Source organism: Serratia sp. CY47280, from assembly GCF_052168655.1.
Taxonomy (GTDB): domain Bacteria; phylum Pseudomonadota; class Gammaproteobacteria; order Enterobacterales; family Enterobacteriaceae; genus Serratia; species Serratia bockelmannii.
The window spans coordinates 13,388-27,886 of the sequence record NZ_JBJNMG010000004.1 but is presented as its reverse complement, the minus strand read 5'-3'; the positions used below and the strand labels follow the sequence as shown (position 1 = coordinate 27,886).

General features: G+C 55.1%; 15 protein-coding genes. 1 reads left to right on the top strand and 14 read right to left on the bottom strand.

Annotated features, from left to right (window positions below):
* Positions 1-132: 132 nt before the first annotated feature.
* The 14 genes from glmU to asnC form a co-directional block, all read right to left on the bottom strand.
* Positions 133-1,506, bottom strand: a complete 1,374-nt coding sequence (gene glmU, locus ACJ8J4_RS17090; RefSeq protein WP_043140716.1) for a bifunctional UDP-N-acetylglucosamine diphosphorylase/glucosamine-1-phosphate N-acetyltransferase GlmU — start codon at positions 1,504-1,506, stop codon at positions 133-135.
* 290 nt (positions 1,507-1,796) lie between these two features.
* A complete protein-coding gene (locus tag ACJ8J4_RS17085) occupies positions 1,797-2,216 on the bottom strand; it encodes a F0F1 ATP synthase subunit epsilon (RefSeq protein ID WP_004933814.1) in 420 nt (139 codons plus the stop codon).
* 20 nt (positions 2,217-2,236) lie between these two features.
* A complete protein-coding gene (atpD, locus tag ACJ8J4_RS17080) occupies positions 2,237-3,619 on the bottom strand; it encodes a F0F1 ATP synthase subunit beta (protein ID WP_004933813.1) in 1,383 nt (460 codons plus the stop codon).
* 32 nt (positions 3,620-3,651) lie between these two features.
* Positions 3,652-4,515 (bottom strand): F0F1 ATP synthase subunit gamma, encoded by an 864-nt coding sequence (atpG, locus tag ACJ8J4_RS17075; protein ID WP_004933811.1) that lies wholly within the window; start codon positions 4,513-4,515, stop codon positions 3,652-3,654.
* Positions 4,516-4,574: 59 nt separating this feature from the next.
* Positions 4,575-6,116, bottom strand: a complete 1,542-nt coding sequence (gene atpA / locus ACJ8J4_RS17070) for a F0F1 ATP synthase subunit alpha (RefSeq protein WP_025304742.1) — start codon at positions 6,114-6,116, stop codon at positions 4,575-4,577.
* A gap of 12 nt (positions 6,117-6,128) precedes the next feature.
* Complete coding sequence (atpH, locus tag ACJ8J4_RS17065) at positions 6,129-6,662, bottom strand: F0F1 ATP synthase subunit delta (RefSeq protein ID WP_025304741.1); 534 nt, start codon at positions 6,660-6,662, stop codon at positions 6,129-6,131.
* A 14-nt stretch (positions 6,663-6,676) separates the two neighbouring features.
* Positions 6,677-7,147 (bottom strand): F0F1 ATP synthase subunit B, encoded by a 471-nt coding sequence (gene atpF, locus ACJ8J4_RS17060; RefSeq protein ID WP_004933804.1) that lies wholly within the window; start codon positions 7,145-7,147, stop codon positions 6,677-6,679.
* Between the two features lie 57 nt (positions 7,148-7,204).
* Positions 7,205-7,444, bottom strand: a complete 240-nt coding sequence (gene atpE, locus ACJ8J4_RS17055; protein ID WP_004093904.1) for a F0F1 ATP synthase subunit C — start codon at positions 7,442-7,444, stop codon at positions 7,205-7,207.
* 49 nt (positions 7,445-7,493) lie between these two features.
* Entirely contained in the window at positions 7,494-8,270 is a 777-nt protein-coding gene (gene atpB / locus ACJ8J4_RS17050; RefSeq protein ID WP_025304740.1) for a F0F1 ATP synthase subunit A, read from the bottom strand.
* A 22-nt stretch (positions 8,271-8,292) separates the two neighbouring features.
* The gene (gene atpI, locus ACJ8J4_RS17045; RefSeq protein WP_025304739.1) at positions 8,293-8,676 is read right to left on the bottom strand and encodes a F0F1 ATP synthase subunit I; all 384 of its coding nucleotides are present in this window, start codon (positions 8,674-8,676) and stop codon (positions 8,293-8,295) included.
* Positions 8,677-9,315: 639 nt separating this feature from the next.
* The gene (gene rsmG / locus ACJ8J4_RS17040; RefSeq protein ID WP_025304738.1) at positions 9,316-9,936 is read right to left on the bottom strand and encodes a 16S rRNA (guanine(527)-N(7))-methyltransferase RsmG; all 621 of its coding nucleotides are present in this window, start codon (positions 9,934-9,936) and stop codon (positions 9,316-9,318) included.
* Positions 9,937-10,074: 138 nt separating this feature from the next.
* Complete coding sequence (mnmG, locus tag ACJ8J4_RS17035; RefSeq protein WP_089181460.1) at positions 10,075-11,964, bottom strand: tRNA uridine-5-carboxymethylaminomethyl(34) synthesis enzyme MnmG; 1,890 nt, start codon at positions 11,962-11,964, stop codon at positions 10,075-10,077.
* A gap of 380 nt (positions 11,965-12,344) precedes the next feature.
* A complete protein-coding gene (mioC, locus tag ACJ8J4_RS17030) occupies positions 12,345-12,785 on the bottom strand; it encodes an FMN-binding protein MioC (protein WP_197825233.1) in 441 nt (146 codons plus the stop codon).
* Positions 12,786-12,885: 100 nt separating this feature from the next.
* On the bottom strand, positions 12,886-13,347 hold the full coding sequence (asnC, locus tag ACJ8J4_RS17025; protein ID WP_004933786.1) for a transcriptional regulator AsnC: 462 nt from the start codon (positions 13,345-13,347) through the stop codon (positions 12,886-12,888).
* Positions 13,348-13,502: 155 nt separating this feature from the next.
* Here asnC and asnA point away from each other — a divergent pair, with 155 nt between their 5' ends.
* Positions 13,503-14,495 carry an aspartate--ammonia ligase gene (asnA, locus tag ACJ8J4_RS17020; protein WP_025304735.1) on the top strand — a complete coding sequence of 331 codons (993 nt, stop codon included), beginning with the start codon at positions 13,503-13,505 and terminating at the stop codon, positions 14,493-14,495.
* The last annotated feature ends 4 nt before the right edge of the window (positions 14,496-14,499 follow it).

Genomic DNA, 14,499 nt, shown 5'->3' with positions numbered 1-14,499 from the left:
GCCCTTCATGGGCGCTTTCGATGCCTTGACCTGATTTTTGCCGGTTTTTACCGTGCATCCCCCGAGCCTGTAGATGGTGGGGGTTATTATGTTTTGTATTGGGCTCGTGAATAGAGCCCAACGCAAAACACACTATGACTTCTTCTTCACCGGACGTTGCCAGCCCTGAATGTGCACCTGCTTGACGCGGCTCAGCACCAATTCGTTCTCGGCAATATCGCGCGTCACCGTGGTGCCTGCGGCGATGGTGGAGCCTTTGCCGACCGATACCGGCGCCACCAGCTGAGTATCGGAACCGACGAACACCCCATCGCCGATCAGCGTCTTGTGCTTGTTGGCGCCATCGTAGTTACAGGTGATGGTGCCGGCGCCGATATTCACGTCATCGCCGATTTCGGCATCGCCCAGGTAGCTGAGGTGACCGGCCTTGGAGCCTTTGCCCAGACGCGCCTTTTTCATTTCCACGAAGTTGCCGACGTGGGCCCCTGCCGCCAGCTCCGCGCCTGGGCGCAGGCGGGCAAATGGCCCCACGGTGCAGCCGACTTCCAGCACGCTGTCTTCCAGCACGCTGTAAGGACTGATCTCGCAATCATCACCGATTACGCAGTTTTTCAGCACGCAGCCGGCGCCGATTTTCACCCGATCGCCCAACTTGACGTGACCTTCGATAATCACATTCGCATCAATAGTGATGTCGCGGCCGTGAACAAGTTCCCCGCGCAAATCGAAACGCGCCGGATCCAGCAGCATCACGCCGGCCAACAGCAGCTTTTCAGACTGTTCCGACTGGAATACGCGTTCCAGGGTCGCCAGTTGCAGGCGGTTGTTCACACCTTCCACTTCACTCAGGCGCGACGGGTGTACAGCCTCGATTTTCTTGCCGTCGGCATGGGCCAACGCAATGATATCGGTGATGTAAAACTCGCCCTGTGCGTTGTCGTTGTTCAGCATCCCCAGCCAGCGCTTCAGATCGCGCCCGTTCGCCACCAGGATGCCGGTATTGATCTCATTAATCTGACGCTGTGCCTCGCTGGCGTCCTTGTGTTCAACGATGCCCACCACGTTGCCCTGCTCGCGCACGATGCGGCCGTAACCGCTCGGATCGTCCAGTTTCACCGTCAGCAGACCGATGCCGCCCTGCGGCTTGGCCGCAATCAGACGTTGCAGCGTATCCACGGAAATCAAAGGCACGTCACCGTACAGCATCAGCACGTCTTCATCGTCGGCAAAATGCGGCGCCGCCTGCTGCATTGCATGACCGGTGCCCAATTGCTCCGCCTGCAGCACCCAGTTCAGCGCGCCGTCCGTCAGCGTGCTTTTCAATAAATCGCCGCCGTGGCCGTATACCAGGTGAACATGTTGCGCGCCCAGTTTCATCGCGGCATCAATGACGTGCTGCACCATCGGCTTACCGGCCAACGGATGCAACACTTTGGGAAGATCGGAATACATGCGCGTACCCTTGCCCGCGGCGAGGATGACCACGCTCATTGCGCTGTTCGACATAAGCAACCTGATAACTCCATTTTGATAGACGAAAGTAAAACCGTTTAGCGACGATATTACTACATATTTCTCATCACGAACCCGGCGCAGGCCGCGCGCCTCTTGGCCTGCCGCCATCATGGCTGATTCGGCTTCAGGACGAAAAAACTGTCGGCGTTCGGCGACGTTTCTTTCCCGATATCAGGGGTTATACACCACACCGCCCGCCGGGCTGAAATGCTTATTTTAAAGTAAAAAAAAAGCGACCCTATAGGCCGCTTTCTTAAAGTTGGGTGCAGAGCACCCAAACATTACATCGCTTTTCTGGTGAGCTCGATAACGCGCAGTTTTGCGATCGCTTTCGCCAGTTCAGCGGATGCCTGAGCATAGTCGACATCGCCATGAGAGCTGCGAATGTGTTCTTCAGCTTTACGCTTAGCTTCCAACGCTCTCGCTTCGTCGAGGTCAGTACCACGGATAGCAGTGTCCGCCAGCACGGTAACCACGCTCGGCTGCACCTCGAGGATGCCGCCGGACAGGTAGATGAACTCTTCTTCACCGTGCTGCTTAACAATACGCACCATGCCAGGCTTGATGGCAGTCAGCAGCGGCGCATGGCCAGGGAAGATCCCCAGTTCACCTTCGCTGCCTGTCACCTGGATCTTCTGCACCAGGCCGGAAAACATCTGTTTTTCCGCGCTGACTACATCCAGATGGTAAGTCATAGCCATATCACCCTCCTCTCAAGGCGTTACAGTTTCTTGGCTTTTTCCACTGCTTCTTCAATGGTGCCAACCATGTAGAACGCCTGCTCCGGCAGGTGGTCATAGTCGCCGTCCATAATGCCTTTGAAACCACGGATGGTGTCTTTCAGCGATACGAACTTGCCCGGAGAACCGGTGAAGACTTCTGCCACGAAGAACGGCTGAGACAGGAAGCGTTGGATCTTACGCGCACGGGATACGACCAGTTTGTCTTCTTCAGACAGCTCGTCCATACCCAGGATCGCGATGATATCTTTCAGTTCCTGGTAGCGTTGCAGAATGGACTGCACGCCACGCGCTACGTCGTAGTGCTCCTGGCCAACAACCAGCGGATCCAGCTGACGGCTGGTAGAATCCAGCGGGTCAACGGCCGGGTAGATACCCAGAGAAGCGATGTTACGGCTCAGTACCACGGTTGCGTCCAAGTGCGCAAAGGTGGTGGCTGGTGACGGGTCAGTCAAGTCATCCGCAGGAACGTAAACGGCCTGTACGGAAGTGATGGAACCGGTCTTGGTCGAGGTGATACGTTCTTGCAGAACGCCCATCTCTTCCGCCAGCGTTGGCTGATAACCTACCGCGGATGGCATACGGCCCAGAAGTGCGGACACTTCGGTACCGGCCAGGGTGTAACGGTAGATGTTGTCAACGAACAGCAGAACGTCACGGCCTTCGTCACGGAATTTCTCCGCCATGGTCAGACCGGTCAGCGCAACGCGCAGACGGTTACCTGGTGGCTCGTTCATCTGGCCGTAAACCAGGGATACTTTGTCCAGAACGTTGGAGTCGGTCATTTCGTGGTAGAAGTCGTTACCCTCACGAGTACGCTCGCCCACGCCCGCAAACACGGAATAACCGGAGTGCTCGATCGCGATGTTACGGATCAGCTCCATCATGTTTACGGTTTTACCTACGCCCGCACCGCCGAACAGACCAACTTTACCGCCCTTGGCGAACGGACAAATCAGGTCCATTACCTTGATACCGGTTTCCAGCAGTTCCTGGGAGCTGGACAGCTCTTCGTAGCTTGGCGCCGCACGGTGAATAGCCCAACGCTCTTCTTCGCCGATGTCGCCTTTCATGTCGATCGGTTGGCCCAATACGTTCATGATACGGCCCAGGGTAGCTTTACCCACCGGCACTTCAATCGGGTGGTCCAGGTTGTTCACTTTCAGACCGCGACGCAGACCGTCGGAGGTCCCCATTGCGATACAGCGAACCACGCCACCGCCCAGCTGTTGCTGAACTTCCAACACCAGTTTTTCGGTGCCGTTTTCTACCTCAAGGGCATCGTACACTTTTGGTACGGCATCCTGAGGGAACTCGACGTCCACCACGGCGCCGATTACCTGGATAATCTTTCCAGTAGCCATCTTGAATCCTCTACGTAATTCGTAAACCTAGCTTAAACCGCGGAGGCTCCCGAAACGATCTCGGTGAGTTCCTGAGTGATGCTGGCCTGACGCGCCTTGTTGTATACCAACTGCAGCTCTTTGATCAGGCTACCGCCGTTATCGGTTGCGGCTTTCATCGCGACCATTCGTGCGGCCTGCTCGCTGGCCAGGTTTTCCACGACGCCCTGATAAACCTGCGACTCCACATAGCGGCGCAGCAAGGTATCAAGCAGCACTTTTGGATCGGGTTCATACAGGTAATCCCAAGGCGTTTTCTTCAGCTCTTCGTCATCGGCTGGCGGTAACGGCAGCAGCTGAAGCACCTGTGGCTCTTGGGACATCGTATTAACAAATTTGTTGCTGACAATGTACAGCTTGTCCAAACGACCTTCGTCGTAGGCCTGCAGCATCACTTTCACCGGCCCGATCAGATCCGACAGGGAAGGTTTGTCCCCCATGCCGGTCACCTGGGCAACCACGTTGCCGCCCACGGAACCAAAGAAAGAGGCCGCTTTAGAGCCAATCAGCGCCAAATCGGTTTCGACGCCTTTTTCGGACCAGGCTTTCATCTCCGCCAGCAGCTTTTTGAACAGGTTGATGTTCAAGCCGCCGCAGAGACCACGGTCAGTAGACACCACCAGATACCCGACGCGCTTAACGTCACGCTCATCCAGGTACGGGTGCTTGTACTCCAGATTCCCTAACGCAAGGTGACCAATCACTTTGCGCATGGTCTCTGCATAAGGACGGCTGGCCGCCATGCGATCCTGCGATTTACGCATTTTGGAGGCGGCGACCATTTCCATCGCTTTAGTGATCTTTTGCGTGTTTTGCACGCTAGCGATCTTACTACGTATCTCTTTTGCGCCGGCCATCTCTGCTTCTCCTCAGTGCCAGACGGCCTGCTGTCTTTCAACAGCAGGACCGTTCGGCGTTACCAGGACTGGGTTTTCTTGAAGGTCTCGAGGACGTCTTTCAACTTGCCCTCGATTTCATCGTTGAAGTTGCCAGTTTGGTTGATGTGGTTCAGCAGTTCGGCGTGCTCGCGGTCCGCATAGGCGACCAGCGCGGCTTCGAAGCTCACCACTTTGGCGACTTCGACGTCGTTCAGGTAACCGCGTTCTGCGGCAAACAGCACCAGAGACTGTTGTGCAACCGACATCGGCGCATACTGTTTCTGTTTCAGCAGCTCGGTCACTTTCTGACCGTGGCTCAGCTGTTTGCGGGTCGCGTCGTCCAGATCGGAGGCGAACTGGGAGAACGCAGCCAGCTCACGATACTGTGCCAGCGCGGTACGGATACCACCGGACAGTTTCTTCATGATCTTGGTCTGCGCGGCGCCACCAACACGGGATACGGAGATACCCGGGTTAACTGCCGGACGAATACCGGAGTTGAACAGGTTGGATTCCAGGAAGATCTGACCATCGGTAATCGAGATTACGTTGGTCGGAACGAACGCGGAAACGTCACCCGCCTGGGTTTCAATGATCGGCAGAGCGGTCAGTGAACCGGTTTGGCCTTTAACTTCACCTTTGGTGAAGGCTTCAACGTATTCGGCGTTAACGCGCGCTGCACGCTCCAGCAAGCGGGAGTGCAGGTAGAATACGTCGCCTGGGTAAGCTTCACGACCTGGCGGACGACGAAGCAGCAGGGAAATCTGGCGGTAAGCAACGGCCTGTTTGGACAGGTCATCGTACACGATCAGCGCATCTTCACCGCGGTCACGGAAGTATTCGCCCATTGCGCAACCGGCGTATGGCGCCAGGTATTGCAGTGCAGCGGATTCGGAAGCGGTCGCCACCACCACGATGGTGTTGGCCAGTGCGCCGTGCTCTTCCAGTTTGCGCACCACGTTAGCGATGGTGGACGCTTTCTGGCCGATAGCCACGTAAACGCATTTGATGCCGGAGTCGCGTTGGTTGATGATCGCATCGATCGCCAGCGCGGTTTTACCGGTCTGACGGTCACCGATCACCAGCTCACGCTGGCCACGGCCGATTGGAATCATGGCGTCAACGGATTTGTAGCCAGTTTGAACCGGCTGATCAACGGACTGACGCTCGATAACGCCTGGCGCGATAGCTTCTACCGGAGAGAAGCCGTCGTTTTCAATCGGGCCTTTGCCGTCGATAGGTGCGCCCAGGGTGTTAACTACGCGGCCCAGCAGACCACGACCGACTGGAACTTCCAGGATACGGCCAGTACATTTAACCTTCATGCCTTCGGCCAGATCCGAGTACGGACCCATGACCACGGCACCGACAGAGTCGCGCTCCAGGTTCAATGCGATTGCGTAACGGTTGCCAGGCAGCGCGATCATTTCGCCCTGCATAACTTCGGCCAGGCCGTGTACGCGGATGATCCCGTCGCTGACGGAAACGATAGTACCTTCATTGTGAGCTTCGCTCACTACATTGAACTGAGCAATGCGCTGCTTGATCAGTTCGCTGATTTCGGTGGAATTCAGTTGCATGCTCCAGTCCCCTTAAGACTGCAAGACGTCTGTCAGGCGTTCAAGACGACCGCGAACGCTGCCATCAATCACCATATCGCCGGCGCGAACAACGATGCCGGCCAGTACAGACTTGTCAATTTTGCAATTCAGCTTAACTTTGCGTGACAGACGTTTTTCCATCGCAGCGGCGATTTTCGCCTGCTGTTCGTCGCTCAGCGCGCTCGCAGAGAGCACTTCGACTTCGACGGTGGATTCCAGCGAGGCGCGCAGTTCGATGAACTGCTGCAGCACGGCAGGAAGAACCAGTAAACGTCCATTTTCGGCCATTACACGGATAAAGTTCTGGCCATGTTCGTCGAGCCGATCGCCACAAACCGCGATGAACGTCTTGGACAGCGTTTCTGGCGCAACCGCGCCAGACAGCAGTTCAGAAATCTGTTCATTGCGAGTGACTTCAGCCGTAAACGCCAGCATCTCCTGCCAGCGCTCTACGCTTTGGTGCTCAACGGCAAAGTCAAAAGCTGCTTTGGCGTAGGGGCGAGCTACAGTTACAAATTCAGACATCAGCCCCTCCCTCCTTACAGTTCAGCGACCAGTTTATCAACGATGTCGCTGTTAGCAGCTTCATCCACGGAACGTTCGATGATCTTCTCGGCGCCGGCAATTGCCAGCATCGCGACTTGCTTACGCAACTCTTCACGAGCGCGCTTACGTTCGGCTTCGATCTCAGCCTGAGCCTGCGCCACGATTTTGTTACGTTCCTGCTCGGCTTCGGCTTTCGCTTCATCCATGATCTGAGCTTTGCGTTTGTTCGCTTGCTCGATGATCACCTGAGCTTCTGCTTTAGCAGTTTTCAGCTGGTCGGTCGCATTGGCTTGCGCTAAGTCCAGATCTTTTTTGGCACGCTCTGCAGAAGCGAGGCCGTCAGCGATTTCTTTCTGACGTTTCTCGATGGCAGCCATGATCGGCGGCCATACGTACTTCATGCAGAACCAGACAAACAGAACGAACGCGATGGCCTGGCCGAGGATTGTTGCGTTAAGATTCACAGCACAATGCCTCTTTAAAAGTTAATAGTTTGGTTACGTCGTAGAGGGTTACTCTACTTACGCGACGGCGAACATCACGTACAGACCCAGACCTACAGCGATCATCGGGATGGCGTCGACCAGACCCATAACGATAAAGAACTGTGTACGCAGCAGAGGAATCAGGTCAGGCTGACGAGCAGCGCCTTCCAAGAATTTACCACCCAGGATGCCGATACCGATCGCAGCACCGATTGCCGCTAAACCCATCATCACAGCGGCAGCCATGTACAGCAGATCCATACTCAGGTTTTCCATGACAGTCTCCAGTTTGTTTCAGTTTAAAAGTGCAAGTGTTTTAAGAAAATCAGTGCTCTTCAGACGCCATCGACAGATAGACGATCGTCAGAACCATGAAAATAAAGGCTTGAAGCGTAATGATCAGGATGTGGAAGATAGCCCAAGGCAAGCTCAGGACCCACTGTGACCACCACGGCAACAGGCCGGCAATCAGGATGAAGATCAACTCACCCGCATACATGTTGCCGAACAGTCGCAGACCCAGTGAAACAGGTTTGGACAGCAGGCTGACACCTTCAAGAATCAGGTTGATAGGAATGAATACAGGGTGGTTGAACGGCTGCATGGTCAACTCTTTAACGAACCCGCCAACGCCTTTCATTTTGATGCTATAGAACAGAATCAGGATAAACACGCCCAGCGCCATAGACAGCGTGACGTTCACGTCAGCGGTAGGCACCACGCGCAGCGCAGGCAGACCGAGATGCGCCCCGATAAACGGCAGGAAGTCTACCGGAATCAGGTCCATCAGGTTCATCAGGAACACCCAGACGAACACGGTCAGCGCCAACGGCGCAATCACCTTGCTCTTGCCGTGGTACATGTCGCGCACGCTGCTGTCGACGAAACCAACCACCAGCTCCACGGCGGTTTGCAGTTTACCCGGCACGCCGCTGGTGGCGTTTTTAGCCACTTTGCGGAAAATCACCAGGAACAAAACCCCGAGGACGACGGAGAAAAACATCGAGTCGAGGTTAATCGACCAAAACCCAGTCCCGACCTGAAGCTGCGTCAGGTGGTGACCGATATACTCCTGTGGACTGTTGTATCCCTCTGCAGACATGATGCCTCTACCCTTTATTTAGTTAATTTCGGTAACTGTTAATCACGGCCGGTGCCACTATCTGCACCACTAACACCGCTAAATAGGTCAGGCCAAGCGGTATAAACTCCGCCTTGAACACCCCCAGCGCCACGATCAGCAAAACGATGGTGATCACGACCTTTAGCCCCTCGCCGATGGCGAACGACCAGGCAACCCTACCGGGCGCCGGCGTTTGCGCCTGATGGCGCAAGGCAAACAGCATAAACATTGCACTCGGCAACCAGGCGGCGAGACCGCCTGCCAGCGCCGAAGCGCTCCATTCCGGGCTTTTCAGCCAGAAAGCAACGCTGATCAGAACAAAAGTCATTAACTGCAAAAACAGCAGTTTGCGTGCGACTTTCCCGCTGTAAAGGGACACAGACATGACGTTTGTTCTCTCCGTACCCCTGAGGGGGTATGCTGAGTGACGTATACAACTGTTTTTGCTGTCCTGAGTCAAGCAGCAAAAAACGAGCAAATTATACGGGGCATACCAACGAATTCAATCGATAAGTAGCGAAAAGGTGAACAATTATTTAAATTTCCCTATTCCAGCCTATTTTCACAAGAAAACGGTCGGAATAATAGGACGCATTTAATTGTCTGATTATTCCAGCGTTGCGTTTAGAAACGCGAAGCCGATCACAGTAATACCCCTTCCTGATTTATAGCCGATGGTCAACCAAACCGTCTTTAGCAATTTGGGCGATCAAAAGATTATATAAATCAAAACATTATCAGTTAACTGTTCAAAAACAATCCGTATACCCGACGAAAACCTTTTATTGACAAGCAGCGAGGCAATATTCCAACAGCCAATTAACATTAGCAGCAAAGGCCAATCTTTCGCACATGATTGCTAACGTGACTATTTCCAAATGCAATTACTCTATTGTCGCTAATTAGCCGCGTTTTTTGTGTTAATAGAAAGTAAATTAACTAAAAAAAGCGACCAATTAATTAGCCTGCTTATCTTTACGCTTAGTACTACCTTTAATTCACGCTTGTTTGATCAAAAACAAACTCAGTTTGCCTTAAGCACCACCAGATGGCGTTCACCTTCCAATTCAGGCACCTGAAGCCGCACGATGGATTCCAGGCTGACGCCTTCCGGCAAGTGCGCCAATTCTTCATCCGGGCGCACGCCTTTCAACGCGTAAAAACGCCCCTGCCCTTTCGCCGGCAGATGATGACACCAGGACAGCATATCCTGCAGCGAAGCGAACGCGCGGCTGATCACGCCATCAAACGGTGGCTCGGCCGGAAACGCTTCGACGCGGCTCTGCACCGGCTCGATATTGTTCAGGCCCAGCTCATGCTGCACCTGGCGCAGGAAGCGCACGCGCTTGCCCAGGCTGTCGAGCAGCGTGAAATGCGCGTCTGGGCGCACGATCGCCAGCGGAATGCCCGGCAAGCCGGGGCCGGTGCCGACATCGATGAAACGTGAGCCCTGCAAATGCGGGTTGACCACGATGCTGTCGAGGATGTGGCGCACCAGCATTTGCTGCGGATCGCGCACCGACGTGAGGTTATAAGCCTTGTTCCACTTATCCAGCATGCCGACATAACCCAGCAGCTGCTGTTTTTGCTGATCGGGCAGCTCAATGCCTGCCGCCGCAAGCAGCGAGTCTAATTTTTTTTGCACAACGGATCCTCTGGCAGGCGCTGAACGACCAGCGGATGGTTAGCTGGCGCAATGAGGCGACTATGATAATTCAGGGCGCAAGTGATGTCAGCGGCCGTTTGGCTACGGGATGAACAAACGGCCGCCTGGATGCAAGATTTATGCGCTGCGGCGCAGCAGTCCCTGCTTTTTCAGCCAGATCAGCAAAATCGAGATCGCCGCCGGCGTAATGCCGGAGATGCGCGAAGCCTGGCCGATGGAGTTCGGTTTGTGATCGTTCAACTTGGCGATCACCTCGTTCGACAGTCCCGAAACCTGACGGTAGTCGAGATCCAACGGCAGCAAGGTATTCTCGTTGCGCTGCTGTTTTTCGATCTCTTCCTGCTGACGAGCGATGTAGCCCTCGTATTTGACCTGGATCTCAACCTGCTCGGCCGCTTGTACGTCGCCTAGCGGCGGCGCGAAGGCGTCGGTGCCGGTCAACTGCGCGTAATCCATCTCCGGACGGCGCAGCAGCTCTTCGCCGTTCGCTTCACGCGACAGCGGCGCTTTCAGCAGCGCATTGACCTGTTCGACGTTCTCGGCGTGCGGGTGCATCCAGATGTCGCGCAGGCGCTGGCGTTCGCGTTCGATTCGCTCCAACTTCTCGCTGTAACGTGCCCAACGCACGTCGTCCACCAGGCCCAGTTCACGGCCTTTTTCCGTCAGGCGGAGATCGGCGTTGTCTTCGCGCAGCATCAGACGATACTCGGCGCGTGAGGTAAACATGCGGTACGGCTCTTTGGTGCCGAGGGTGCTGAGATCGTCCACCAGCACGCCCAGGTAGGCCTGATCGCGGCGTGGCGCCCAGCCTTCTTGTTCGTCGGCGAAACGCCCGGCGTTCAGACCGGCCAGCAGGCCCTGCGCAGCGGCTTCTTCATACCCGGTGGTGCCGTTGATCTGACCGGCGAAGAACAGCCCCTGAATGAATTTGCTTTCCAGCGTCGGCTTCAGATCGCGTGGATCGAAGAAATCGTACTCGATAGCATAACCAGGGCGAATAATACGCGCGTTTTGCATTCCTTCCATCGAACGGACGATCTGCATCTGCACGTCGAACGGCAGGCTGGTGGAAATCCCGTTAGGGTAAATCTCGTTGCTGGTCAGGCCTTCCGGCTCGAGGAAGATCTGGTGCGCATTGCGATCGGCAAAGCGCATGACCTTGTCTTCGATCGAAGGGCAGTAACGTGGGCCGATCCCTTCGATGATCCCGGCATACATCGGGCTGCGATCGAGGTTATTGCGGATCACGTCATGGGTTTTTTCATTGGTGTGGGTGATGTAGCACGCCATTTGTTCCGGGTGTTGGCTGGCATCGCCCAGGAACGAGAATACCGGCACCGGCGTATCGCCGTGTTGTGGCGCCAGTACGCTGAAATCGATAGTGCGGGCGTCGATGCGCGGTGGCGTACCGGTTTTCAAGCGGTTAACGCGCAGCGGCAGTTCTCGCAAACGTTGCGACAGCGAGATCGAAGGTGGATCCCCGGCGCGACCACCGCTGTAGTTTTCCAGACCGATATGGATCTTGCCGTCCAGGAAGGTGCCTACGGTCAATACCACCGCCTTGGCGCGGAATTTCAGGCCCATTTGGGTGACGGCGCCGACTACGCGATCGTTTTCGACGATCAGATCCTCAACAGGTTGTTGGAAGATCATCAGGTTGGGCTGGTTCTCCAACGCGGTACGGATCGCCTGGCGATACAGTACGCGATCCGCCTGAGCGCGTGTGGCACGAACGGCTGGGCCTTTGCTGGCGTTTAGTATCCTAAACTGGATGCCGGCGTGGTCGATCGCCGTTGCCATCAGGCCACCGAGTGCATCAATTTCCTTAACCAGATGCCCTTTACCAATACCGCCAATCGCCGGGTTACAGGACATCTGTCCCAGCGTATCGATATTGTGTGTCAATAATAAAGTCTGACGTCCCATGCGTGCCGCGGCCATGGCGGCCTCGGTACCTGCATGGCCACCACCGATGATGATGACGTCAAATTGATCTGGATAAAACATGGAACTGCACCTCGCCGTATTGCGAACGATCGTATTTGCCCTGGGGTCGGGGATTCTACTCAAGTTTAGACGATCGACCAAGTGGTCAGGATCGTCGGTAATTAAAAGAAGATCTTTTTTATTTAAAGATCTCTTTATTAGATCTCTTATTAGGATCGCGATCCTCTGTGGATAAGTGACTATTCACGATGAAGATCAGCGGATTAAGGAGGATCGTTTGCTGTGAATGATCGGTGATCCCGACGCAGATAAGCTGGGATCTAAAAGGCTTGTTATACACAGGACAAAAAGCGCACTACGGTTGTTATTGGGATAACTACGGCTTTTACCCTGCTTTTAAGCTTAGTTATCCACAATCGTTCGCGCGATCTTTAGACGAATTAGAGTAAATTAATCCAGGTTTTTACCCATTCCTCGGCCGGATCCTCGGGAATTTCATGCTCGGTCACGTCGATCTCGAGACGATCGCCGATCCTTTTAGCGCCTCTGGCGATCAACAGATCGTCGATCTGTTTGATCGCGCCGCAGAAGGTGTCGTATTCCGAACTGCCCAAACCGACGGCGCCGAACTGCACCTCGGAAAGATCCGGCTGCTGCTCAGCGATCTGTTCCAACAGCGGCTGAAGGTTATCCGGCAGCTCGCCGGCGCCGTGCGTGGAAGAGACCACCAGCCAGCGGCCATTCAACGACAGTTCATCCAGTTCAGGGCCGTGCAGCATCTCGGTAGAGAAACCCGCGTCTTCCAGCTTTTCAGCCAAATGTTCAGCCACGTATTCGGCGCTGCCAAGCGTACTGCCACTGATCAGAGTAATGTCTGCCATGAACCAACGATCCCAACCTTCTCACTCAAAGTGGCTGCATTGTACGCTGTGAATCGGCTGGGATCTACCTGTGGATAATGTGGGTATGCAATTTGGCGGGTTACGGCACGATGGTGCGCATAATGGGGTTCTGCAGCGAGATCAGCGTTTCGGTAGACTGGATCTCGTCGATGGTCTGGATCTTGTTGATAAGTACCTGTTGCAACGCGTCGATCGATCGGCACATTACCTTAATAAAGACGCTGTAGTGGCCGGTGGTGTAATAGGCTTCTACCACTTCTTCCAGGCTTTCCAGCTTCTTCAGGGCCGAAGGGTAGTCCTTGGCGCTCTTTAATATGATGCCGATAAAGCAGCACACGTCGTAGCCCAGTTGTTTGGGGCTGACGTCGATGCGCGCGCCGGTGATGATCCCGGCCTGTTTCATCTTCTCCACCCGCACATGAATGGTGCCGGGGCTGACGGCGAAGTTTTTCGCCAGTTCGGCGTACGGTGTGCGCGCATTGTCCATCAGGGCGTTGAGGATGCCGCGATCGAGATTATCGATCTGATAAATTTCCGCCATTTAATCCCCCATTAATTAACGATTGTTGAATTCTGTCCGGGTAAAAATGAACGATTAAAAGTGAAAAGGCAATATTGATTAATGGATATTGAATTGACGTGTCATTTTGTTGCTTAATCGATGTCAACAGAGACAGGTTTACAAGAGATACGGCAATGAAAAAACAGTTCATCCAAAAACAACAACAAATCAGCCAGGTCAAATCCTTCTTCTCCCGCCAGCTGGAGCAACAGCTCGGCCTGATCGAAGTGCAAGCGCCGATCCTCAGCCGTTTGGGCGACGGCACGCAGGATAACCTCTCCGGCAGCGAGAAAGCGGTGCAGGTTAAGGTCAAAACTCTGCCTGACGCCACCTTCGAAGTGGTGCATTCGCTGGCGAAATGGAAACGCAAAACCCTGGGCAGCTACGATTTCGGCGCCGGTGAAGGCCTGTACACCCATATGAAGGCGCTGCGCCCGGATGAAGATCGCCTGACGCCTATCCACTCGGTGTACGTCGATCAGTGGGACTGGGAGCGGGTGATGGGCGACGGTGAGCGCAGCCTGGACTACCTGAAAAGCACCGTGCGCAGCATTTACGCCGCCATCAAGGCGACGGAGGCGGAAGTCAGCCGCGAGCATGGCCTGACTCCGTTCCTGCCGGAACAGATTCACTTTGTGCACAGCGAAACCCTGCTGCAGCGCTACCCGGATCTGGATGCCAAAGGGCGCGAGCGGGCGATTGCCAAAGAGCTGGGCGCGGTATTCTTGATCGGCATCGGCGGCAAGCTGTCGCACGGCAAATCGCACGATGTGCGGGCGCCGGATTATGATGACTGGACCACCCCGGCGACGGATGGCCTGGCGGGCCTGAACGGCGATATCGTGGTGTGGAACCCGGTGCTGCAGGACGCTTTCGAGCTGTCTTCCATGGGCATCCGCGTCGACGCCGCCGCGCTGAAACATCAGCTGGCGCTGACCGGCGATGAAGAACGCATGAAGCTGGAATGGCACCAGTCGCTGTTGCGCGGTGATATGCCGCAGACCATCGGCGGCGGCATCGGCCAGTCGCGTTTGGTGATGCTGCTGTTGCAGCTGTCGCATATCGGCCAGGTGCAGTGCGGCGTGTGGTCGCCGGAAGTGCGTGGGGCGGTCGAAGGCCTGCTCTAACCGC